Source organism: Cohnella fermenti (genome assembly GCF_004801405.1).
GTDB lineage: Bacteria > Bacillota > Bacilli > Paenibacillales > Paenibacillaceae > Cohnella > Cohnella fermenti.
This window is the reverse complement of the sequence record NZ_SSOB01000021.1, coordinates 45013-68094: the sequence shown is the minus strand read 5'-3', so window position 1 is coordinate 68094 and position 23082 is coordinate 45013. Positions and strand designations below refer to the sequence as shown.

10 protein-coding genes and 1 tRNA gene are annotated in these 23082 nt (G+C 58.1%); 8 read left to right on the top strand and 3 right to left on the bottom strand.

Going from position 1 to position 23082, the window contains the following annotated elements:
- Nucleotides 1–26: 26 nt before the first annotated feature.
- Both E6C55_RS17205 and E6C55_RS17200 read left to right on the top strand, forming a co-directional pair.
- On the top strand, nucleotides 27–7847 hold the full coding sequence (locus tag E6C55_RS17205; protein ID WP_168735705.1) for a tandem-95 repeat protein: 7821 nt from the start codon (nucleotides 27–29) through the stop codon (nucleotides 7845–7847).
- Nucleotides 7848–8002: 155 nt separating this feature from the next.
- A complete protein-coding gene (locus tag E6C55_RS17200; protein WP_136371048.1) occupies nucleotides 8003–13753 on the top strand; it encodes a carboxypeptidase regulatory-like domain-containing protein in 5751 nt (1916 codons plus the stop codon).
- Nucleotides 13754–13811: 58 nt separating this feature from the next.
- Here E6C55_RS17200 and E6C55_RS17195 read toward each other — a convergent pair whose 3' ends face one another.
- A complete protein-coding gene (locus E6C55_RS17195) occupies nucleotides 13812–14729 on the bottom strand; it encodes an aldo/keto reductase (RefSeq protein ID WP_136371047.1) in 918 nt (305 codons plus the stop codon).
- A 279-nt stretch (nucleotides 14730–15008) separates the two neighbouring features.
- On the opposite strand from E6C55_RS17195, the gene E6C55_RS17190 reads away from it, so the two are divergent.
- From E6C55_RS17190 to E6C55_RS17165, 6 genes are all read left to right on the top strand, one after another.
- Nucleotides 15009–15083 (top strand) — tRNA-Arg (locus tag E6C55_RS17190).
- A 383-nt stretch (nucleotides 15084–15466) separates the two neighbouring features.
- Entirely contained in the window at nucleotides 15467–15748 is a 282-nt protein-coding gene (locus E6C55_RS17185; protein ID WP_136371046.1) for a hypothetical protein, read from the top strand.
- Nucleotides 15749–16025: 277 nt separating this feature from the next.
- Nucleotides 16026–16238, top strand: coding sequence for a hypothetical protein (locus E6C55_RS34710; RefSeq protein WP_230986722.1), 213 nt, complete (start codon nucleotides 16026–16028; stop codon nucleotides 16236–16238).
- A gap of 444 nt (nucleotides 16239–16682) precedes the next feature.
- Nucleotides 16683–17446 (top strand): IS5 family transposase gene (locus E6C55_RS17175; protein WP_211093602.1). Its coding sequence is split into 2 segments (ribosomal slippage): nucleotides 16683–17019 and nucleotides 17019–17446, totalling 765 coding nucleotides; the frame shifts between segments, so codons are not numbered across the junction.
- 216 nt (nucleotides 17447–17662) lie between these two features.
- Nucleotides 17663–18628, top strand: a complete 966-nt coding sequence (locus E6C55_RS17170) for a zinc-dependent alcohol dehydrogenase (RefSeq protein ID WP_136371045.1) — start codon at nucleotides 17663–17665, stop codon at nucleotides 18626–18628.
- A 24-nt stretch (nucleotides 18629–18652) separates the two neighbouring features.
- Nucleotides 18653–19486 carry an NAD-dependent epimerase/dehydratase family protein gene (locus E6C55_RS17165; RefSeq protein WP_136371044.1) on the top strand — a complete coding sequence of 278 codons (834 nt, stop codon included), beginning with the start codon at nucleotides 18653–18655 and terminating at the stop codon, nucleotides 19484–19486.
- Nucleotides 19487–19540: 54 nt separating this feature from the next.
- Here E6C55_RS17165 and E6C55_RS17160 read toward each other — a convergent pair whose 3' ends face one another.
- Nucleotides 19541–20419 (bottom strand): AraC family transcriptional regulator, encoded by an 879-nt coding sequence (locus E6C55_RS17160; protein WP_136371043.1) that lies wholly within the window; start codon nucleotides 20417–20419, stop codon nucleotides 19541–19543.
- A gap of 164 nt (nucleotides 20420–20583) precedes the next feature.
- Nucleotides 20584–22833, bottom strand: coding sequence for an FAD-dependent oxidoreductase (locus tag E6C55_RS17155; protein ID WP_136371042.1), 2250 nt, complete (start codon nucleotides 22831–22833; stop codon nucleotides 20584–20586).
- Nucleotides 22834–23082: the final 249 nt, after the last annotated feature.

The following is a 23082-nucleotide window of genomic DNA, read 5'->3' as shown; positions in this document are numbered from 1 at the left end:
TGTCCCTCATACTGGGGGCGATTGGTTTGTCTCCTATCGGCGTAGCGTCGGCGGCAGCGTCCACTACGGCGAACTACAATCAGTTCCAGGTCAAGCTGACGGCTGATTCGGTGACAAACACGGTGCCTAGCGGCTTCGGCACATCCGGTTCGGCCGGACGCATATGGACCGACAAGAGCGTTACGGCAGAGAGCGACGGCAGCTTCGGCGTCACGCTGTCCGCATTGGCGCAGGAGTATATGACGACGACCACGACCGATACGAGTATCGGGACAGATGGAAGCTCAAGCCCTCCGGCGGCGGATGTGACGTTTATTCTGGATATGAGTACGTCGATGGGTACTAGCGGATATGACATCGCGAAACCAGCCGGTCAATCCGGCAATTATTATCGCGTAGAAGCGATGGCGCTGGCGGCCAATGAAGCAATCCGTACCGTCATGAACGCCAATCCCAAGAACCGGGTCGCGGTGCATTGGTTCGGCGGATCGGCGTCCAGTACACACGTCGGTACTCTGTTGGAGATGGGCTCTTATACGCTTACCTCCGGCTCGGATTATCTCGTTTATACCAAGAGCGGGAGCACCTTTACAATCGCTACTAGCGCTAACCTCAAAAAGGACGGCAATACTTATTCGCAAGTCTCTAAATCGCTTGCGTCAGGAACGCCAACGCAGAACGGAATTCGATACGGTCTCTCCAAGACCATAGCGGATATGAACGCTCTGGGAACGCGCGGGAGCGAACCGCAGCGTATGCCGTATGTATTCGTGTTGTCAGATGGCGCGGCATCGATCGGACAATCGACCTGGAGCACGCTTCCAAGCACTCCGACGAACCCTTCAAGCTATAATAATCAATCCGGATTATCGGGCAATACCAGCACGGGAAGCGCGGATGTCGCCGCCGTAACTATTCTGACGGGCATGTATATGAAGGACCTGTTAAAAACCGCTTATAGCAATTACAATGGCACCGCTACGGACCCTAAATTCTACACGGTAGGGTTGGGATCGGAAGATGCAATTTATGGAACGGGTTCTGCCAAGGTGTACGCTTGGGCGGGACTTGACCCGCAGAACGTGTATGCCAATCAATCAAGCACCACTTATCTGAACGGTACGGCCAAAGATACCTATGATAAGATTGCCGGATCGACCTATGGTGGCGCCGGCTATGTGAACTCGTTTGTCTATAGCAATTACTATACATGGGCCTCGAACTATGACCTTCTCAGCGGAGCCTTCGGCGGATTGGCAGCAGACGTGGAAGCTGCCTCGAGCACCACGAGTATCCTTCCGCTCTTGAATATACCGGAGACCGGAGAGCTTGGCAGCAATTCGGAGACGGCCGATATGACCAGCGCCATCGTCTTCGTGGACGAGATCGGCGAAGGCTTCGCTGTCGATCTGTCCACGCTTCGGATCGGAAGCTCCGTTGCCACGGTTGACAATGGCATGTCCATCGAGGATGGCACGGCATATCAATTCGCTGGCTACGGGAGCAAGGCCGTCATCAAGACGGTTGGAGGCGTGACCAGTCTTGTCTGGTACATCGATGCGGAGGATATGCAGTCGCACATCTATCGCTTCACGGACCGGTCGAACCCGGTAGCGGGACAATATTCGGCGCCTGCCGATGGTTCCTTCACACTCAACTATAATGTCAAGCCAGCATTCACGGTGTCACCAGTGAATGTAGTTGATACGGCTTACTATCTCAATTCCGGCAATGATATCAGTGGGGCGAAGACGGCAGCTTACTTCACCCCGCCAGAGGATAGCCCGTATTATGACGAATTCTCCGGTACGCAGACGACTCCTAAGTCCGATGGAATCGAGTCCACGGCGGAGTATGTAACCGAAGAGTCTATGTCCTCCGATGACAAAGTAACCATGAAGCTGGGTAATAACGGCAGGCTTGATCTGGAGATGGGCATTGTCAAGTCGGGTCCGGCAACTGTTGCGGTGAACGGAACTATCACCTATACGGTTACGATTTATAATTATACAGATGAGGATATAACAGGTCTTAGCGTTACCAGTGAAGGACAGACGCAAACAGAAGTTGATGTCCCTGCGAAGAGCGGCACGGAGATGGGCAGCACGGAGCTGATCTTCAGTACAACCGCGCCAAGTTTGGAAGGATCGGTGACAAGCGGAACTGCTGTAGTCTCGGGTCTTGCATCCAATACGGTGACTACGGCCGTAACGGATATCCCGAATGAGTTGCCGACGGTGGCGGACTTCACGAAGAACGGTACGGAGGATACGGATGTCTCGTTCGCGGCGACGGACTTCAGCAGCAAGTTTGACGACGCAGATTCCGCCGACGAACTGGTCAAGGTGAAGGTGACGTCGCTGCCGGCGAACGGCACACTCAAGCTGAACGGCAGTACGGTAACGGCAAATCAAGAAATTGCCGCTGCCGCGCTTGGTACCCTCACGTTTACTCCGAATACGAGCTGGAATGGGACGACAACGTTCGGCTGGAACGGCACGGATGGCAAGAGCTATGCAAACACGGCTGCAACGGTGACGATCGTTATCGCGGCGGCCAATGCCAAGCCGACGGTGGCGGACTTCACGAAGAATGGCACGGAGGATACGGATGTTTTGTTCGCAGCAACGGACTTCAGCAGCAAGTTCGACGACTCTGATTCCGCCGACGTGCTGGTTAAGGTGAAGGTGACCTCACTTCCAGAGGACGGAGCCTTGAAGCTGGACGGAGCCGCAGTAATGGCAAATCAAGAAATTGCCGCTATCGATCTAGATAAGCTTACGTTCACGCCAGATGCGAACTGGAACGGGCAGACGACATTCGGCTGGAACGGCACGGATGGCAAGAGCTATGCGGACGCAGACGCGACAGTGACGATCGATATCGCGGCAGTGAACGACAAGCCGACGGTAGCGGATATCGCGAAGAACGGCACGGAGGATATCGCCGTTGCGTTCGCAACTACTGACTTCAGTAGCAAGTTCACGGACGTCGACGGCAATCTGACGAAGGTGAAGATCACCTCGTTGCCAGAGCATGGCACGTTGAAGCTGGATGACGTCGACGTGGCGGCAAATCAAGAAATCGCTGCTGCCGATCTGGACAAGCTCACGTTCGTACCGGATGCGAACTGGAGCGGGCAGGCGACGTTCGGCTGGAATGGCTCGGATGGTACGAGCTATGCGGACGCAGCCGCGACAGTGACGATCGATATCGCGGCAGTGAACGACAAGCCGACGGTAGCGGACTTCACGGTGAATGGCACAGAGGATAATGTTGTGACGTTCGAGAAGTCGGACTTTAACGACAAGTTCACCGACGTCGAAGGGGATTCGATGACTAAGGTGAAAATCACCTCGTTGCCGGGTCATGGCACCCTTAAGCTGAACGGCGGAGCGGTGGCGGCCGGCCAGGAGATCGATGTTGACGATCTCGGTACGCTCACATTCACGCCGGACACGGACTGGAACGGGACGACAACGTTCGGCTGGAACGGCACGGATGGCGAGAACTATGCAGATACGGCTGCAACGGTGACGATCGATATCGAAGCGGTGAACGACAAGCCGACGGTAGCGGACATCGCGAAGAACGGCACGGAGGATACGGCCGTTACGTTCGCAGCGACTGACTTCAGCAGCAAGTTCACGGACATCGACGGCAATCTTACGAAGGTGAAGATCACCTCGTTGCCGGAGAACGGAACCCTGAAGCTGGATGGCATCGACGTGACGCCCAATCAAGAAATTGCCGCTGCCGATCTGGATAAGCTTACGTTCGTGCCGGACGCGAACTGGAGCGGGCAGGCGACGTTCGACTGGAACGGTTCGGACGGTGCGAGCTATGCAGATACAGATGCAACGGTGACGATCGATATCGAAGCGGTGAACGACAAGCCGACGGTAGCGGACATCACGGTGAGCGGCGCGGAGGACGATGTTGTGACGTTCGAGAAGTCGGACTTTAGCAGCAAGTTCACCGACATCGAAGGGGATTCGATGACAAAGGTGAAAGTCACCTCGTTGCCGGGTCACGGCATCCTTAAGCTGAACGGCGAAGTCGTGACGGTTGGCCAAGAAATCGTTGCTGACGATCTCGGAACGCTCACATTCACGCCGGACGCGAACTGGAATGGGCAAACAACGTTCGGTTGGAACGGCTCGGATGGCACGAACTATGCCGATACGGCTGCAACCGTAACGATCGACATCGAAGCGGTGAACGACAAGCCGACGGTAGCGGATATCGCGAAGAACGGCACGGAGGATACGGCCGTTACATTCGCTGCGACGGACTTCAGCAGCAAGTTCACGGACATCGACACCAACGACGCGTTGGTCAAGGTGAAGGTAACCTCGTTGCCGGAGCACGGCACGTTGAAGCTGAACGCCGAGGCTGTAACAATTGGTCAAGAAATTCCGGCTGCTGACCTGATCAAGCTCACGTTCGTACCGAATGCGAACTGGAACGGGCAGACAACGTTCGGCTGGAACGGCTCGGATGGTACGAGCTATGCGGACGAAGCGGCAATGGTGACGATCGACATCGAAGCGGTGAACGACAAACCGACGGTAGCGGACATCGCGAAGACCTCTGACGGGACGGACGTCCTGTTTGCCGAGGCGGACTTCAGCGGTAAGTTCGCGGACGTCGAAGACCAACCGTTGACTCAAGTGAAGGTGACGTCGTTGCCGGAGCACGGCACCCTTAAGCTTAACGGTGTTCCTGTGACGGCTGGTCAGGAAATTCCCGTTGCCGATCTTGGCAATCTCACGTTCACCCCGAATGCGGGCTGGAACGGGACAACATCGTTCGGCTGGAACGGTTCGGACGGTGAGGAATATGCGGAAGTCGACGCGCAGGTAAACATTACGGTACAGCAGCTTGAAGGATGGGTTGGCAGCCGCGGATATGAAGTGACGTCGCCTCTGTGGGTGTCGGCGCCAGGGAATCCGATGAAGCTGTCTGCGACGACACCTGACTCCATCGATAAAGTAACTGCGACGTTCGATTTCGCGGGCGGTTCCACCCCGGTTGAACTGAAGAAGGTTGGCAGTCCGAGCAATGGCGTGCAGCTTTGGGAATCGACGACATATCTTCTGCCCTATACGCTCACGGCTGGCGTATACCATGCGACATTCATCGCGTATACCGAGACTGCGCCAAATGAATGGACGCCTGAATTGACGGAACCGGCCAGCAAGCTTGCCAATAACGGCTTCAAGGTGATCAAGACTATCACCGTTAGCGGCAATATTTATGATTACGAACAAGGTCCGGGAGCGCCGATCGCCGGTGCGAAGGTGACCTTGTACGATCCGACCGGCACAGTCAAAGTGGCCGAGACGAGCACCGATGCGAACGGCAACTACAGCTTCCCGAACGTAGATACCAAACAGTATCTGATCGTCGTGGAGAAGCAAGGCTATGGCACTCAGAAGCGGGTGGTCACCACTCTGCCTGCCGACCCGGATGCGACGGTTATTACGCAAGACTTCGCTTTGGTGGAGTACGACCTGCAATTGACCGCCAGTCCGAGCTCGATCATCGGCGACGGCAATTCCCGGTCGCTGTTGAAGGCGGTACTGCGCAACGGCAGCGGCGTCGAACTGGCGAATGTGCCGATTGTGTTCTCGGCTGGCGTGGGCACGTTCGAGAAGCTGCCGGGCGATACATCATCGGCACAGGCGAACACCGTGATGACCAACGAATTCGGCGAAGCGTATATCTACTACAAGTCGGAGCCGATCGAAGGAGTTATTTCACAGCAAATTCCGGTGACCGCGACAGCGGATGACTCGCAGCGCAGCCTGTATGCGCAGGAGCAAATTATCGTTACCTTCGAACCGACTTCGGTCAATGGTGTCATCAAGCAGGACGGCGTTGCTCAAGCCGGCGTCACGGTACGCGTCGTCAAGGACTTCGATGGCGACGGAGTGATCGATTTCGCGGCGGAAGCCGTGACCGACGAGAACGGGAACTATTCGATTGCGGTGCCGAAGGGCAACGTCGATTACACTCTGCAAGTGTCGAAGACGGTCGTTATTGACGGCGTGCCTGCGCAGGTAACATTCGAGCAGAAGGCTACTGTCGGCAACATTACCGGCATCGGCGTCAACTACGATTCCAACCAGACGGTCAGCGGGGTTATCGCCCTGAAGCCATCCGCCGGCGGATCATATGTCATCGACAACAATAGCGCAATAAGAAATTCGATCAAAGTATACTTGAAGAATACAACGACGGGTGTATATGTCGGCGGCAATGCGACGCCAACGGCATTCACGCTGGACAACGGCGTGTTCAACGCGGAGATCCCGGCCGGCGACTACGAGCTGGAAGTACGGTTCGTCGTTCCGAACGCTGCGGACCCGGACAACCGTGCGCTGGACAAGGAGATCATTATCAACGCACTGGATGATGTCGGCACGCTGCCGATCGTCACGGTTACGGCAACAGGCGAATTGAACATCGTCTCCGAACTGATCGACCCGTACGGAACGGTCACCGACAAGTCTTCGGGAAGTCCGATCGAAGGCGCAACGGTAACTCTGTACTATGCGAACACGCCGAGGAATATCGCCGCTGTGGGCAAGACTCCAGGTACGCCGGTGACGCTTCCGAAGCTGGTAGGCTTCGCTCCGAATGACAACGATAGCCCGGAACAATTGACTGATATTAACGGGCTGTATGCTTACATGGTTTATCCGGAGACGGACTACTATGTAGTCGTAGCCAAGGCTGGATACAACACTTATGTTAGCCCGACGTTGGAAGTGAATTGGGATATCGTCAAGCACGACATCGAGATGGTTCCGTACGTTCCGAGCGCAGCGGTCGTCTCTCCTGACGTAGCGATTGCGATCTCGACCGGACAGAATGTCGTGAAGGAAGGGACGCAATCGACGTTCGTCGTCGATTACAAGAACGAATCGACCGGCACGGTGAACTCGGGAACGATTACGGTTCAATTGCCGGAAGGCGTGGAAGTAATCGACGCCGCGGGAGGCACGGTCAACGGCAACACGATTACTTGGGATGTGACCAATCTCGCGGGCGGACAAGCCGGCAGCTACACCATTAAGGTAGAATGGCCTCAACTGAACGAAGCGGAGAAGGAGTTCGTGATCGCCGGAGAATTCAGCGTAACGGGAAGCTCTGCTGCCGATGCCAAGGCCAATTCGACGGCCAAGGTCAAGGTATCGTCCGATCGATTCGGCAATCTGAGCCACCAACGCTACATTATCGGAATGCCGGATGGCGAATTCAAGCTGGGCAATACGCTGACGCGCGCCGAGCTGGCGGCTATTGTCGCTCGCTTGACGGTGAACGAGACGATTGATTATGATCTTCCGTTCAGCGATGTTCGCAGCGGACACTGGGCGACGAATTACATCCGCATTGCTGTGAAGTACGGCTACTTCAGCGGCTTCGCCGACGGCACCTTCCGTCCGGATCAAGCCATTACGAGAGGCGAACTGGCCGCTGTTATGGCCCGCTTCCTGGAACTCAATCCAGGCAAGCCTGTGAGCTACCACTTCTCGGATACGGAAGGCAATTGGGCAGGGAATGCGATCGAAGCGCTGTATCTGGGCAATTACCTGACCGGATACTCCGATGGTACGTTCCGCGCGAACCAGAACATCCGCCGGGACGAAGCGGTGACGCTGATCAACCGCATGCTGTTCCGCGGTCCGCTGGAAGGTCTTGCTCCGGTCTTCCCGGACGTTCCGACGACGCACTGGGCATTCGGTGAAGTGCAAGAGGCGACCGTATCGCACGAATCCATCCGCAATTCGGACGGCAGCGAGACGTTCGTTAAGCGAATTGAGGATGACGTTCAGTAAATCGATAGAGAGAGATTCAAGCAGGCCCGTGCGAACTCGCACGGGCCTGCTCCATTCCGCATTCCGGTTCTTCGCCGCCGCTTCTTCTGATTGCCATCTGCCCTTGCATAGAATGGGTAATAACGTGCAAGCTGCGATCAGGAAGGGGGAAGAGGATGGCCTTTCCATCCAATCTGCAGTTCGTTCCGATTCTGACCGGGGGAATTCCGCCGACCGCGGCGGCGGGCAATGTTGCTCCTTCGTCCGTCGACATTGTCGGCAACGCCGAATTTCCTCCGGCTTATTATGCTTACGATGGACAGAACGCTTACTTCCGGCTCCGGCTTCAGGGAGATCCGCGTTCGAACACGAGCTTCCAGAACTTCGTCTGGGGGCTGCTGATCGACTACACGGATGTCCCTTCGGCCTATGAATGGATGCTCGCGGTTACCGGAGGAAGCAGTCAGATTAACCTGATCCCCAACCGCGTACAAGGAACAGACCCGCTGAACGATCCTCCGGAGGGGACGGATGGCAGGGGGTACCCGAATTTTTTCCGACCGATTAATAACTTCGACCTGGCCCGGGCTCGGGTGACGGACGACGGCTCCACGTTCGGAGGGAGCGAGAATTATTTCTTCGACTTCTTCCTGGACACGGGGACGCTGTTCAGCCAGCTTGTCATCAACGCCTCGACTCCGCTTCGGTTCCTCTTCTTCACCTCCCAGACGACCCAAGTGTTCGACAAAGATTCCTTGCCCTTCTCCGATATCGTGACGTTTAATCAAGCGAACGTTCGGGCTTCCTTGCAGGCTCGAGAGCTGTTGACGGATTCGCCTGCGGCCGTATTAACGGGCGAGGCCGTGGTGCTGAAGCCGCGGATCAGCGTCGGCAACACTGGATCGAGCGGAGCCTCCTCCGTGTTCGTCACGATGCCGTTCGCGGCTGATCAAATCTCTTCGATCACGATTGAGAGCGCCACCGGGGGCAATGCGATCGTCGATGCGACGACACGCACGATAAGCTGGAACATCGGCAATCTGGCGAGCGGAGCGGCCGTGGAGCTTGCCGTCTCTGCCGCCGTTATCTTTACGACGTCGGGGGAGCGGATTCTAAACCGTTATACCGTATCGGGGATCGATCAATTTACGGGGAATACTCTTCCCGCGGTGTCGGGCAGCCAGACGCTTGCGGTCGTGGCGGCGGCGAGCGTATCGGGGACCGTTCAGAGCATGGCCAGCGGGCAGCCGCTTCCCGGAGTGGCTGTCCGGCTGCTGCCGGAGGGGAGTACGCAGACGACGGGCCCGCAGACGACAAGCGGAGAGGCGGGCGAATACGGGCTGGCCGGACTCGCCGCCGGAGGCTTCACGCTGGAGTTCGAACTTGCCGGGTTCGTGACCAAACAAATTCCGATCTCCGTGCAAGTCGGCCAGAGCCTGATAGTGAATGTACTGCTCGATCCAGTCCCGACCGCCCTCGCCGGCACGGTCACTTCTGCGGCGGGCGGGGAACCGGTTGCCGGGGCTCAGGTGCGGCTCGACGATCCCGCCGGTGTGCTGGCCGCCGAGATGACGTCCGGGCCGACGGGGCAGTTCTCGTTCCCGAGCCTGCCCGCCGGCAAGCTGCAATTGACGATCGGGGCCGAAGGCTTCGAGCTGCTGCAGTCCATTCTTACGCTTGAACCGGGATCGAGCCGGACGCTCGATGTCGTTCTATCGCCTAGTCTGGGAGGCTGCTTCGGAACGGTCTCTTCTTCGGCCGATCAGCCGATCGAGGGCGCTTCCGTCACGATTCTGAACGAGCAGGTCGGCACGCTGTTCGAGACGACAACGGATGCGAGCGGCCACTATGCGCTCAGTTCGCTCCTTCCGGGCATCGTCTTCGTCATTCGGGCGACGGCGAGCGGATTCGCGTCGGGAATGGCGACGGTGCGGGTTCTGCCCGGGCAGCAGAGCGAGATCGACTTCACGCTCGAGCCTCTGCCCGGAAGCTTGTCGGGAGAGGTGCGCGAGGAAGGAACGGGGACGCCGCTTCCCGGCATTGCGGTTCGGATCGCGGACCTGAACGGCGTCACTCTGGATATTACGGAGACGGATGCGGCCGGACAATTCGTCTTCCTCTCGCTCCCTCCCGGCGTGTACTCGCTGCTTGTCAACTCTGTCGGTTATGCCAATCGCGCGCTGAGCGTCGCGATTCAGTCCGGGGCGGATACCTTCGCCGGCATCTCGCTAACCCGTCTGTCCGGGGCGGCGTCCGGGCTTGTGCAGGATGCGGAGGGCCGCCCCATCGAAGGCGCGATTCTGACCGTTACGCTGAACGGGGCGACCATCGCTCGCGATGTGACCGACAGCGCCGGGATGTTTTTCCTCCCGAGCCTCTACCCGGAGAGCTTCATCGTTACGGCGGAAGCGGCCGGATTCGCCGCCCAAACCCTCGGCGTGACGATCGAGCCTCTGATTACGGCGAGTCTTGTCTTTACGCTTGTTCCGCTCGCCGGTTCCGTGAGCGGGCACGTCACCGATCCGTCCGGGCAGCCGCTTCCGAGCGCCACCGTACGGGTGCTGCTGAATCTGCTGGCCTCTTCGACGCAATTGACCCAGGCGCTGACCGACGAGAAGGGGTTCTACACGATCGAAGGCCTGCCTCCCGGTACGTATGTCCTGGTCGTCTCGCTGCTGCACTTCCAGAACGCGATCGGAACCGCAGCGATTCTCGGCGGCCGGGAGGCGATCGAATCGTTCCGGCTCTCTCCCAGCCCCGGCTACATCGAAGGGAGAGTTCTCGACGATCAAGGCCTGCCTATCGACAATGTCTCCGTGTCCATCGAGGTGACGAGCTCGACAGGAGCCGTCGTCTCCGCGGTGTTCGCGGGCATCGACGGCTCTTATCGAAGCGGAGAGCTGGCTCCCGGCTTCTACGGTCTCTTCGCCTTCGCATCGGGCTACCGATCCGATCTGGCAACCCGGGAGGTCGTTGCGGACGAGACGACGAATGCGAATATGGTGCTTGTTCCGCTTCCGGGCGCGGTTCAAGGGACGGTAAGCGACGTCCGGACCGGTGCGCCGATCGTCGGGGCGACGGTCAAGGCGGTAAGCCAGAATGGTGTCGCATTGGATGTCGTGATCTCGGACAATGCGGGCTTCTACCGATTGGGCGGACTCCGGCCCGGAGGGTACTCCATTATTGCCGCGGCGCCGACGTACGAATATTCGATCATCGGGGCGGTCGTTATGGCCGATACGGTTACCCAGACCGATTTTCCACTGAGCCAGTTGACCGGGAGCATCGCGGGAGCGGTGGAGCCGGCGATCGGCAGCGTACTGATTCAGCTCTTGACCCTTCGCAACGTGCTGATCGACAATACGTACACCGATGCGGCGGGAGCCTTCTCCTTCACGACTCTGAGAGCCGAATCGTACGTGCTGACGGCCAACGCGACCCATTACTCCTCCGACCCGGTCGGCGTCCGGATCGCACCGGGGCAGACGACGGAAGCGATCATCCGTCTTCGCGCGAATCCGGGCATGATAGCCGGCAGGCTGGCCGACGACCAGGACCAACCGATCTCGAACGGAACCGTACTCGTGCTGGATGAGAACGAGACGGTTCGGGGCACCGGCCATCCGGACCAGTTCGGTCGCTACTCCGTCGGCAACTTGCCTGCCGGCACTCTGAGCATCAGCGTGTCCGCTGCGGGCTTCTCGAATGCGATCGGGGCGGTCCAGCTCCCTCCGGGCGGGAACCTGTCGGGAATCAACTTCACGCTGATCGCGAACTCCGGCGGCATCAGCGGCCTTGTGACGGATGAGACCTCCGGCCTGCCGATTGCCGGGGCCGAGGTGTCCGTCCGCTTGCTCGGAGCCTCCGGGCTGACGGTCGCGGCAACGACGACAAGCGCGTTCGGGGACTTCCTCGTCTTGGATCTCCGTCCCGCCACGTACACGGTGATCTTCTTCGCGGAAGGCTATGCGGCAGGCGGCATCGGGGCTATCGTTCAGAGCGACGTCGTGACGAGCGCGTCGACCGCTTTAACGCGTCTTACGGGCTCGATTGCCGGCACGGTGACGGCCCCCGGCGGGCTGCCGGTCTCGTCGAACGGCATCTCGATCAAGCTGTTCACGGTGACGAGCGCCCTCGTCACGAGTCTGTTCGCGGATACGAGCGGCAGCTTCGAGATTACGAATTTATACCCGGATGCCTACGTCATCAGCGTCACCGTGCCCGGCTTCATCACCGACAATCAAACCGTGTACTTGACCGCCGGCAGAACGACCGTTGTCTCCTTCGCCTTGGTTCCGGAGAAGATCCTCATCACGGGCAACGTGGTCGATGCGGCCAATCAGTCGCCGATTGCCGGAGCGCTCGTCAGCTTGCTCGGCCGTACCGGCTTCGGAATTCTGACGACCTACACGGACCCTAACGGCGACTTCGGCTTCCGCTCCACGCCGGTCGGGCGACTGACGCTGTCCGTCTCGGCCGTCGGATTCGGATCGGCGAATGCGGCGATCAACGCGCTTCCGGGAGAATCCATCGGGCTGCGGTTCGTCTTGGACTCGCTGACGGGAGATGTCTACGGCTTCGTGACCTCGCTTGACGACGGGACTGCGCTCGCCGGCGCCGAGATTCGTCTGTTCGACCGCAATCAGGTGCTGCTGACTACGGTGCTTACGGACAATAGCGGACAGTACAGCTTCGACCAGTTGTCCCGGGGAGATTATCTGGTGATCGCGTCTACTCCCGGCTTCGCCGCGAGCCAGGGGGGATTCACGATCGTCCCCGGCCAAGCGACCAAAATCAGCTTCGCCCTGCAGCCATTGCCGGCCAGGGTGTTCGGCCTGATTACCGACCAGAGCGGCGGCCATCCCATCCGCGGGGCCGTCGTGGTTCTGAGGCCGTACAATAACTTCGCCGCGCCGCTGAGCCTGACCTCGACGGACAGCTCGGGCTTCTACTCGATTCGCGATCTGCCGGCCGGCAATTACGTCATGAACGTTGCGGCGGCCTTCTTCGAAGCGAAGCAGACTTCCCTGTACGCAGGAAGGGGAGAGCGCGTGGAGGCGAACCTTGCGCTGCGGGCGGTGCCGGGCTTCATCGAAGGAACCGTCACGGAGGACAATACGGGCAGCCCTGTCCCGGATGCTCTCGTCACCGTTATCGACGACAATGGCGTCATTATTGGCCAGTCGGTCACCGACACCGCCGGCCATTATCTGGCGGGGACCGGTACGGAAGGCAGCGTGCGGATCGTCGCGGTCGCCGAAGGGCTGCAGTTCGGCGAGGCGGATTCCGTGCTGACTCTGGGCCAGGGGGCCAGGCTGGACGTCGGGGTCGCTCCCCAGCCCGTCGTCGTCAGCGGCATTACCCGCAATGCGGCGACCGGCGCTCCGATCTCCGGCGTTGTGCTGTCCGCTCTCACCCTGCAGCACGTCGTCATCGAATCGATCGCCAGCGATGGCGAAGGCCGGTTCTCGTTCAAGTCGCTGGCCCCCGGCACCTACATTTTCTCGGCGGTTGCCCAGACTTACGCTTCAACCGCCCAGCGCGCAACCGTCACGGGCAGCGGTGCCTTGAATCTGGTCTTCAACTTGCAGGTCGAGTTCGGGACGTTGACCGGCACGGTCCGCGATGCGGAGGGGCAGCCGCTGGAGCCGGCGTTGGCGGAGATCTTCCTGACCCGGATGGAAGAGAGGATGGCGAAGATCAGCGCCGCGCGGCGCAGGGCTCCGATGCCGCCGATGGACGATATCTTCATGCGTTCCATGATCAGCAACGCAAGCGGTCGTTACACCGTCTCCAACCTGCCCCCCGGCATTCTCCGCGCTCTGTTTTCTTTTCCAGGGAAACGTTCGGCGCTGCGAGACCCGGTCATTATCGCGGATCAGGTCACCGTGCTGGATGTTATTCTCGAGGATGAGGATGAGGAGTAGATGAGCAGGCGAAGAGCCCTTCCCCGTGTGGAAAAGGGCTCTTCGAGCGCAGCGGGGACTATCGATGTTGGAGGTACGTATTGGCCTTGCTCAAGCTGCGAATCGCAAGGAGTTCGTCGTCGGTGAGTGCCGGAGTCTCGGCCGCCGCCAGATTCTGAAGCAACTGTTCGCGCGAGCTCGCTCCGGGAACGATCGCCGCTACCGTCGGGTGGGCCAGCGAATAACGCAGGGCAAGCTGCGTCAGGGTCCGTCCGCCGCCCGCGTCCGCATTCTCGGCGAGCCTCGTCAGCCCTTCGCGGAGCGTCTCGAGTTCGCTTAAGTCGTAATCCGTCACGCCCTTGGCCGGCTGACGCCCCGCCGCCAACGCCCCGCTCGCCAGCGGACCTCTCGCGATCACGCTGATGCTGCGCTCCTGAAGCAAGGGGAGGACGCTCTCCTCCGCCCGGCGGTCCACGATGCTGTAGGGGTTCATGACGCTGACGATGGAGGAGCGGGAGGCATACTCCCGTATGACGTTAGGGCGAATCGAAGAAATTCCGTATTCCCGAATGACGCCTTCGCGCTTCAGTTGCTCGAACGCCTCGATCGTCTCCCCGATCGGATCGTCAATCGTTCCGCCATGAAGCTGGTACAGGTCGATGTAGTCCGTCCCGAGACGGCGCAAGCTATCCTTGACCGCCGACAGGATGTATGCCTTGGACGGGTCCCATGTCCATCCGTCCTGCCCGGGAATCCGGCGATTGCCGACCTTCGTGGCAAGGACGACCTCGCTGCGCCGCCCCTTGATCGCCTGACCGACAATCTCTTCGTTCCGTCCGTCGTCGTACAGGTCCGCCGTATCCAGCAGGGTGACGCCTCGCTCCAACGCTTCGTGCAGGATCGCCGCGGCCTTGCCCGCCTCCGTTCCCAGAGACATGCACCCGAGCCCGATCTCGCCGACGAACAGCTCCGACTTCCCCAGCCGATTCTTCTTCATTCCGTCTCGTCCTCCTCGTCCCTGCCTGCGCGGGGCTATTCTCCCCAATATAGCACGGGCGGTTCGCGGGGGACAAATTCGTTGGAGGCTGGATGATGGATAGAGGTTGGATGAATGTTGGACGGCAACGGTCAGGATGATAACGCTCTTCGGTCGCTTTTCGTTTGGCGCTCATTTGTGTTATAATAATCTTCGCTGCGCGCTCGTAGCTCAGCAGGATAGCGGATAGAGCATGAACGCAATCGTTCAGACTCCCACTCAGTGATCTTTACTATTTTTGGCTCCGTAGCTCAACGGATAGAGCAACCCTCTCCTAAAGGGTAGATGTCAGTTCGATTCTGGCCGGGGCCGCCATTCTCATAATAGTTCAGAATCGTGCAGCGGCGCGGTTCTTTTTAATTTGTAGATAAGCGGAACGAATGAATCTATATAAGCTGAACGAATGAAGCTAACCCGGTAAGTTAAAACCGCGTATCGTTGCGGACCGGAAGCTCTTGACCTGCTGTCCGGGGCGAGCGAATAAGCAAGCAATTCCGACTGTATTTCGTGACCTGCGTCATCTCCACATTGCGCGGGGCATCGAAACTGGGGAGTGTCCGTTACGTGCCCTAGTTCAGCTTATATCAATATGTGGGAGCGAGGCAATTATGGCGGGTAATTGCCCGCCGGGAATTAATCTACTGCGGCTGTCCACTCCAATGTGATATCATTAAGGCACAATGGGGGAGGTTAGACGCATGGACGAAGCACTTAAACAGATCCTGCAACAACTCGCTGAGATGCGCGGTGATATTAACAAGATCGCGCAGGGGCAAGAGCAGCTAGAGCGCAAAGTCGACGCTGGCTTCGACCGAATCGACAGCAAGGTCGAATGGGCGGCGGCTGAACTTAAATCTGATTCCGAGGCATCGCGTAAGACATTTAGTCTGTATGCTCCGGAGGAAGAAGTCCGCCGAGAGCTTGACTCGTTGAAGATACGCATCTTCGATATCGAGCGGCAGTTATCGAACCGGAATTAATTCCGATTGGCGGTATTAATATAGACTTTGAACAGCTAATACGGCTGAAAGGATGACGAAAACTTGCTCGGACATAAAGACCCCAGAATTCTGACGAAGTAAATACGGTAAAGAGAAGAGGCAGAGTTTGAGGGTGCTTTAAAGAGGATGTCGACATCATGTAACAAACCATATGCGCTTCGAGTTCTGACGTCTCCCCTGGTCCATCCGAAGGGGATTGGCAGAGAAGTGGGGGGCGGCGCACATATCATAAATCAAACTAAAGAGAACAATTCATATGACCTTCAATATGTATCATTATTATGATAAAAACATAGGGCCATTTAAAAACTTGCCCAAACTCTCAATTGAAGCTGCTGAGGAAGTATCCAATCAAATTAAAGCAGATGGGAAGACGTTTGCAAGTCAGCGTTCCAATGATTACATGGATGTCAGGAGAGAGTTGGAATCTAAAGTTCGCACCCTCATCATACATTTCCCCTTTACATGACAGTAGAAGCCTGTGAATGGATCTCATCGTGGTACAAGAATCCAGGGGTGATCGTAATCCCATGTGAAGAGTTCCGTCCAGCATCAGTTAGTTTCACATATGGGGATCTATTCTCCACCATGCGATTTGGTGACGGCAAACCCTATCGGAAGCAGGTCTGCACCAAGAGGGAAATCAAAGATGCAATCAGTCAATTGGGGCTGCCTCAGGATTGGAATGGCGATGGACAACAGGGTCCGGAAATATATATAGAAGTTCAAAGTATGGGATGAAGTAGCCATAGAACGTGTCCAGGTTGAGCGAATAAGCGAGCAATTCCGACTATATTTCGTGACCTGCGTCATCTCCACATTGCGCGGGGCATCAAAACAGGGGAGTCCGTTAAGTTCCCTAGAGCGTGTTTTCAAACTATTAAATGCTCCTATAACTTGGTAAACTATTCGTATGAGAAGACGATACGAGATACGTGATGATCAATGGGAAAAAGTGAAAGAGCTCCTGCCGCCAGAACGAAAGCCACAGGGCGGACGCCCGGCAATTGACAACCGAAAGATGCTCAACGCCATGCTCTGGGTGATTCGCTCCGGAGCGCCGTGGCGTGACTTGCCGGAATACTATGGTTCCTGGAACAGCGTCTACACTCGCTTCCGCCGGTGGGAAAAAGCGGGCGTTTTCGATCAGATGTTGGAAGTCCTGTCCGCCGAACCCGATTCCGAAAGCGTCATGATCGATGCCTCCCTTGTCCGTGTTCACCAGCATGGAGCCGGGGCAAAAGGGGGCAGCAATTCCAAGCCATCGGACGATCGCGAGGAGGTATCACCACCAAGATCCACGCGGTTGTAGACGCTCTGGGCAATCCGCTGCGGTTTGAAGTGACGGCCGGCAACCTGAACGATTGTGTGGCGGGCTATGAGATCTTGAATTCGCTTGAGCTGGAGGGTAAGAATGTCTTGGCCGACCGCGGCTACGACACGGACAAAATTCTTGACCTGTTAGCCGACAAGCGGGCGAATGCCGTCATCCCTAGCCGCAAGCATCGGATCGTTCAACGGAAAACTGACTGGTGGCTGTTTAAAGAGCGCCACTTGGTTGAATGCCTCTTCAACAAGCTCAAACACAACAGGCGACTGGCGACTCGGTACGATAAATTATCCTGTACCTTTGTTGCTTTCTTAAAGCTGGCTTCTTCCATCATTTGGTTGAATTAACGGTTTGAAAACACGCCCTAGTGCAGCTTATCTAAGAAAATATAAGGAAAACCACACGACCGTCCCATTGCCCCCCAACAGCTACTTCCCGTAAAAATCCGCATCCGATCTCATGTTGCTATTCGCCAACAAGCCCGTTATTTTCGCCATCGTCATCATAGGGGGACCCTCTCTACAATAAAAGTCGAGAAGATACCCAAACAAGGAAGTGATCTTGTGGCTGCACAAATGATGAATGCTCTGGCGGTAACGAGTCTTGGGAAGAAGGCGGAGCTGATCTCCTTGCCGAAGCCGACGGCGGACAACGATTCCATCGTCATCAAGACCGCGTACTCGGGCGTCAGCATCGGTACCGAGATGTGGATCGCAGAGGGGAGACGGGACGATTACGGCCCGGTTCCCTTCGTGAACGGCTATCAGGCGACAGGTACGGTCGTGGAGATCGGCCCCGGGGCGGAAGGCGCGGTTCAGCTAGGAGACCCGGTTGCCGTCTTCTGCTCCGGCGCCCACTCGGAATATGTCAAAGCAAGCATCGGTCTCGCCCATAAGCTGTCCGATCCGGCTTCCATGCAGGCTTGCTCCATGTTCGTACAGCCGAGCGTGGCCGCGAATGCCTGGAATTTGGCGGGGCTAAACACCGGCGACGTCGCCTATGTTGTCGGGCAAGGACTCGTCGGACAATGCGCCGCAATGATTGCCAAGCTGCGGGGCGCTTATGTGATCGCCTCGGATGTCTCCGGGGATCGACTGGAACGTTCCCGGTCCGTATGCGCCGATTGGGTGATCGATGCTTCCGGAGAACGCGCATTGGACGCGATTCTGGAGCGATTCCCCGGCGGTGTCGATATTGTGGCCGAGTCGACCGGATTCGGGGCGTTGCTCGACGATGCGATGGCCGCCTGCAGGGGGAAGGGGACCTTCGTCTTCCTCGGCTGGTATCCGGATCGGGCCAGCTTCCACTTCCAGACGCCCCATGGCAAGCAATTAAACGCCGTCTTCCCCTGTTTTATTGGAGAGCGGCCGGTCAGGGAGAGCGTCATTCGCTGGATTGAGGAGGGGAAGCTGGAGATGAGGGCCCTCATCTCGCACGAGCTTCATTGGAGCGAAGCGGAGGCGGTCTATAATCAACTGTTTACCCCGACACGGAATTCGTACAACGGAATTACGATCAAGTGGGCGTAAGGACGCGAAGGAGAACATAAGCCAATGACTGTATTGATCACCGGCACCAGCGGGTTTATTGGGCAAGAGCTGGCCCGCCGATTGCATGAGGAGCGAGACATCGTCTGCTTATCCCGGGGAGCGGCGCCAACGGCGAAGGCACCCTTCGTGAGGGGCTCCTTCGACCGGTTCGAGGATTTGCGGGGACTGGATCAGTACGACATCACCGCCGTTGTCCATCTGGCCGCGGTCACGGGCGGATGCAGCGAGGAAGACGGGCTTGCCGTCAACGTGCTTGGCACAAGGCGTTTGTACCGGTACTTGCTTGATAGGGGATGCAGAAAATTTATTACAGCCAGCTCGATTGCAGTGGTTGGAGGGTTATCCCGTCATTTCGTACCGAACGTATTGCCGATCCCGGACGAACACCCGTGCCTTGCCGTGGATGCGTATGGGTTCAGCAAGGCGGCTGTCGAAGACTTGACCCGATATTTCTACCGTTCGCATGAGGATGCGGACTTCGTCAACCTGCGGTTCGGTGCCGTCGTAGACGATTCATGGACCCTCCCCGCGGCGGAGGCGCCGATGTCCATTCCGTTCGTTCAGCTTGCCCATGTCTATGTATCCGACATCCTCGACGCCCTGCAATGCGTCTTGGCATCGCCGCCGAAGGCGGGTGTCCGCACCTGCAATGTCGTCGGCCCGGAAGCCAGTTGCCGCGCGTCAACGCTTGATGCGCTGCACGGGGCGCTCGGAGACCGCAGCGAGGCTTACGATCTGTCGTATTACGACAACCCCGAGCATGGGCGCAAGCCGATTTATTCCATGGAACGGATGAAGCGTGAATTCGGGTTCGAGCCGAGCAGACGGTTTGGATAAGAAGGCAAGGAGCCAGGGAACCGGGAGCATCCTGCTTCGGTTCCTTCCTTGCCTCTAGAGTTCATCCCGGTAGACCTGCGGAGATGCTCCCTTCAACTTGCGGAACGCCGAGAAGAACGTTTTGTAATCCGCGTATCCTACCTCCAGCGCAATCTCGCCCAGCGCTTTGTCCGTCTCCCGGATCAGCCTGCACGCTTCCTCGATCCGCACCTGTTGCCCATACTGATAGACCGTTATTCCTGTCGTCTCTTTGAATAACCGGGCGAAGTAGTTTTTGCTGAAGAAGGATTTCCGTGCGAGCTCCGCGATGTCGATCGTCTGGGCGTAGTTCGCCTGCAGATGCCGGATCGCGGCTTCAACCATCGCCACGCTGCGCTGACGGACGGGGTCCCCCTCCCCCTGCTGGTGAAGCGTACGCATCAGGAGGACGATCAACCGAATCAGATGCGAGCGAAGGATGGCCTGGTGCCCCGGCAGAGCCTGATGGTATTCTTGCATCATATCGCCAAGGAGAGTATCCATCTCATGCCGGTTCCGGATGGAGAGCCGTACTCCCTCCGGCAGCGAATCCTGCTCCCATATTCCCTCGAACAGGAATGAGAAGGACAAGCTGGAGAAGTCGTCGAACGGCAGCAGTCTATCGTCAAGGAACCCCGGCTTAAAGAGCAAATTATAGGTAATCAATTCCTCATCGGTCTCACCGCGGTAGAAGGAATGCTTCGTTCCGTCATTAATAATGTACACATCGCCGCGGCCTGTCCGATATTCCGTATCGCCAACCTGATGGAATCCGGAGCCGGCATGCACATAACAGATCTCAAGAAAGTCGTGAGAATGGTACAACCTGCAGTTCCGCTCCGCTTCCGCATACCGAACGATACTGAACAGCTCATCCTTACGGAAAAAAGCATCCCCATGCAGCACTCTGTCCATTTTTGCGCACCCCCGGCATTCTCATAAGAGCATCCTCACTCTCCGATCTTATCAGAACGGCAAGGAGGAGGATAGAGATGCCGGCGCACAAACGCGCCCTGCCTGCAATCAGGCAAAGCGCGCTTCATGGATTCGCTTAAACCGCACATTCGAGAGAGAACGGCCTACGCATAGACGCGAACTTCGATGATCTCCGCGTAGTCGCTGCCGTTGCTGGAGTCGGCGACGACGCGCAGGCGATCTGCGGCGACAGCGGCATCCAGCGTGTGAACGTGCTTGCGTTTATGGTTGTCGCGGTTCTCGGCGATGGTCGTCCAGTTGCCGTCGACGCGGGCCTCGACACGGTAATCCTTGATAAGCGTCGGCATGGCTTCGAGCGGGGTGATGTGGTGGTGCAGGTTGATCAGGTCCACGTTCACATCGTCATTGAAGACGAGATGGACCTGACGGAACGCAACGGGCATCTCCCATGCCAGCTCCAGCCATTCGGGACGGCCGGGGATCATCCGGTCGGACGACCACAGGTGCGGACCGCCATAGGGGCGGAGATAGCCGTCCGTTGCTTTGTCCGCAGCGAAGGCGCTCGTCGGAGTCGACAGGCGAATGCACGGCGCCTGGCCATCCAGCTTCCGCCGCGACCATTGCACGACCGGCTGGTCGGGCTGGTGCTCCTCGAGGTCCGGGGACACATGCGGCTTGTCGCCCTTCCAATAGGCGAGCATGCCTGTCGTCGGCCGATCGTCCATATGCAGCGCCAATGAGTCGTTCGCCTTGACGATCAGGAACGCGTTCTGCGCCGACTCCGGCCGCCAGACCAGATCGAGCTTCACCCACTGCAATCCGCCTGCCGCCACGGGAACGGAGACCTCCGTTATCTTCGACTTCGGCACATAATTCTCCGGACGCCCGGTATCCCACAGCTCGACGGTCAGCGTCGCCATCGCACTTGCATCGACCAGCACCTCAATGCCGTCCAAGACCGGATCAACCGGCATGCTGATGCCGATGTCGGTCTCGAGCGCCATGGCGCCCGCCGAGCGCTCGACCGCGAAGCGGCTGCGCTCGCTGGAGGCGGCGACCGCCGCCAGCCGCGCCAGATCGTCCTTGTCATCGCTGCGCAAGCCGATGATCGAAGCGTCCTGGCGGAGCATCGTCTGCTGCAGCTCCCGCAGATGGTTCGCGTGCAGCTCGCGCGGCGTTACGCCCTTGGCGGAGCATAGAGCGGCTCCGGTGCCGGCCGCCTCGCCAATGACGGCGCAGGTCGCCATCACCCGCGTTGTGCCGAAGGCCACATGGGACGCGCTAATGTCGCGGCCGGCCATCAGCAGGTTGTTCACATTCGCCGAATACAGCGAGCGGAACGGAATGTGGTAATTGCCGTCCATGAACAGATGCTTCGAGCCCGATTCGGAAGCGTACACGCCTTGCGGCGGGTGCAGGTCGATCGACCAGCCGCCGAACGCGACGCGGTCCTCGAATTCCCGCTGCGCCAGAATATCGTTCTGGTTCAGCACATAGTCGCCGACGAAGCGCCGATATTCGCGTTTGCCGGGAACCGAGCCGACCCATTCCAGCGTCATGTTCTCGGCATCGAACTTGCCCGAGTTTTTAATATAATCCCAGATGCCGTAGATGACGGACCACAGTTCGTCGCGAATGCGTTCGTTGTCATGAACGATATCGTGCTCGCCGCCCCACTCGATCCACCAATAAGCGCAGCCGTTGTCTCCGCTGCGGATAATGCGCCGCTCGGGAATTGTGGTCTTCATCACGTCGATGGCCGTGCTCGGCGGCGTGAACTTCACGGGATGGCCAACATCCTTCGTGTAGAACAGCAGCGTGCTGCCAAGTGTGATGTCGTCGGCGACGAGCGGCGCCCAATCTTCGTTGAACTCTTCCCGCGCCTCGCGGCCCAGCCGATACTTCGCACCGGCGAGGAAGCCGACCAGGCCGTCTCCCGTGCAGTCCAGGTAGACCTGGCTCTCGAAGCGAATGCGTCGTTCCGAGCCCATCATCCAGCCTGTCACCGAACGGATCGTCCGCTCGTCCTCCTCTCTGTCCGCCTCAACCTCGTGCACATCGGTATTCAAGAACAACTGAATGTTCGGCTCGGCCCGAACCGCCTCGTGGACGACCATATCCCAGAAGTATGGATTGCCATCCTTGTTGCGATACTGATTCTCGACGAACAATTCGCCCATGATGCCCGTCTCGCGCGCATACCGGTGCGTGCCGTGCCCTGTGGCGCCGCACACCCACACGCGCACTTCGCTGCTCGAGTTGCCGCCGAGCACCGAACGATTATTGACAAGCGCTACCGTCTGCCCAAGACGCGCAGCCGCGATTGCCGCGCACACTCCCGACAACCCGCCGCCGACAACGGTTACCTGGGAACTCACCGTTTCGCTTCGCATTATCTTTTCCTCCCTGGATGAGTTAACATGGATACTGTTTCATAATAATCCAACCGGAATATGAATAAAATGCACATAATTTCGACTTGTATATACTTTATTTCATCATCCCTTGATACGCCCAATCTCGCCGCCCCCGCCGCATCCGATGCTGTGTCGGGCAGATAGACAACGCTTGCGGATACGTCCGCTATTCGTCTACTATTAGGGGACAAATTCCGCCCGTCCTTCCTGTTCTTCCTGTCTGCC

Excerpts from the sequence above, each read along its gene's own strand:
- E6C55_RS34710 (WP_230986722.1), top strand. The coding sequence starts at position 16,026 with ATGACCTTCAATATGTATCATTATTATGATAAAAACATAGGGCCATTT.
- E6C55_RS17200 (WP_136371048.1), top strand. The coding sequence starts at position 8,003 with ATGGCCTTTCCATCCAATCTGCAGTTCGTTCCGATTCTGACCGGGGGA.
- E6C55_RS17185 (WP_136371046.1), top strand. The coding sequence starts at position 15,467 with ATGGACGAAGCACTTAAACAGATCCTGCAACAACTCGCTGAGATGCGC.
- E6C55_RS17155 (WP_136371042.1), bottom strand. The coding sequence starts at position 22,833 with ATGCGAAGCGAAACGGTGAGTTCCCAGGTAACCGTTGTCGGCGGCGGG.
- E6C55_RS17195 (WP_136371047.1), bottom strand. The coding sequence starts at position 14,729 with ATGAAGAAGAATCGGCTGGGGAAGTCGGAGCTGTTCGTCGGCGAGATC.
- E6C55_RS17160 (WP_136371043.1), bottom strand. The coding sequence starts at position 20,419 with ATGGACAGAGTGCTGCATGGGGATGCTTTTTTCCGTAAGGATGAGCTG.
- E6C55_RS17165 (WP_136371044.1), top strand. The coding sequence starts at position 18,653 with ATGACTGTATTGATCACCGGCACCAGCGGGTTTATTGGGCAAGAGCTG.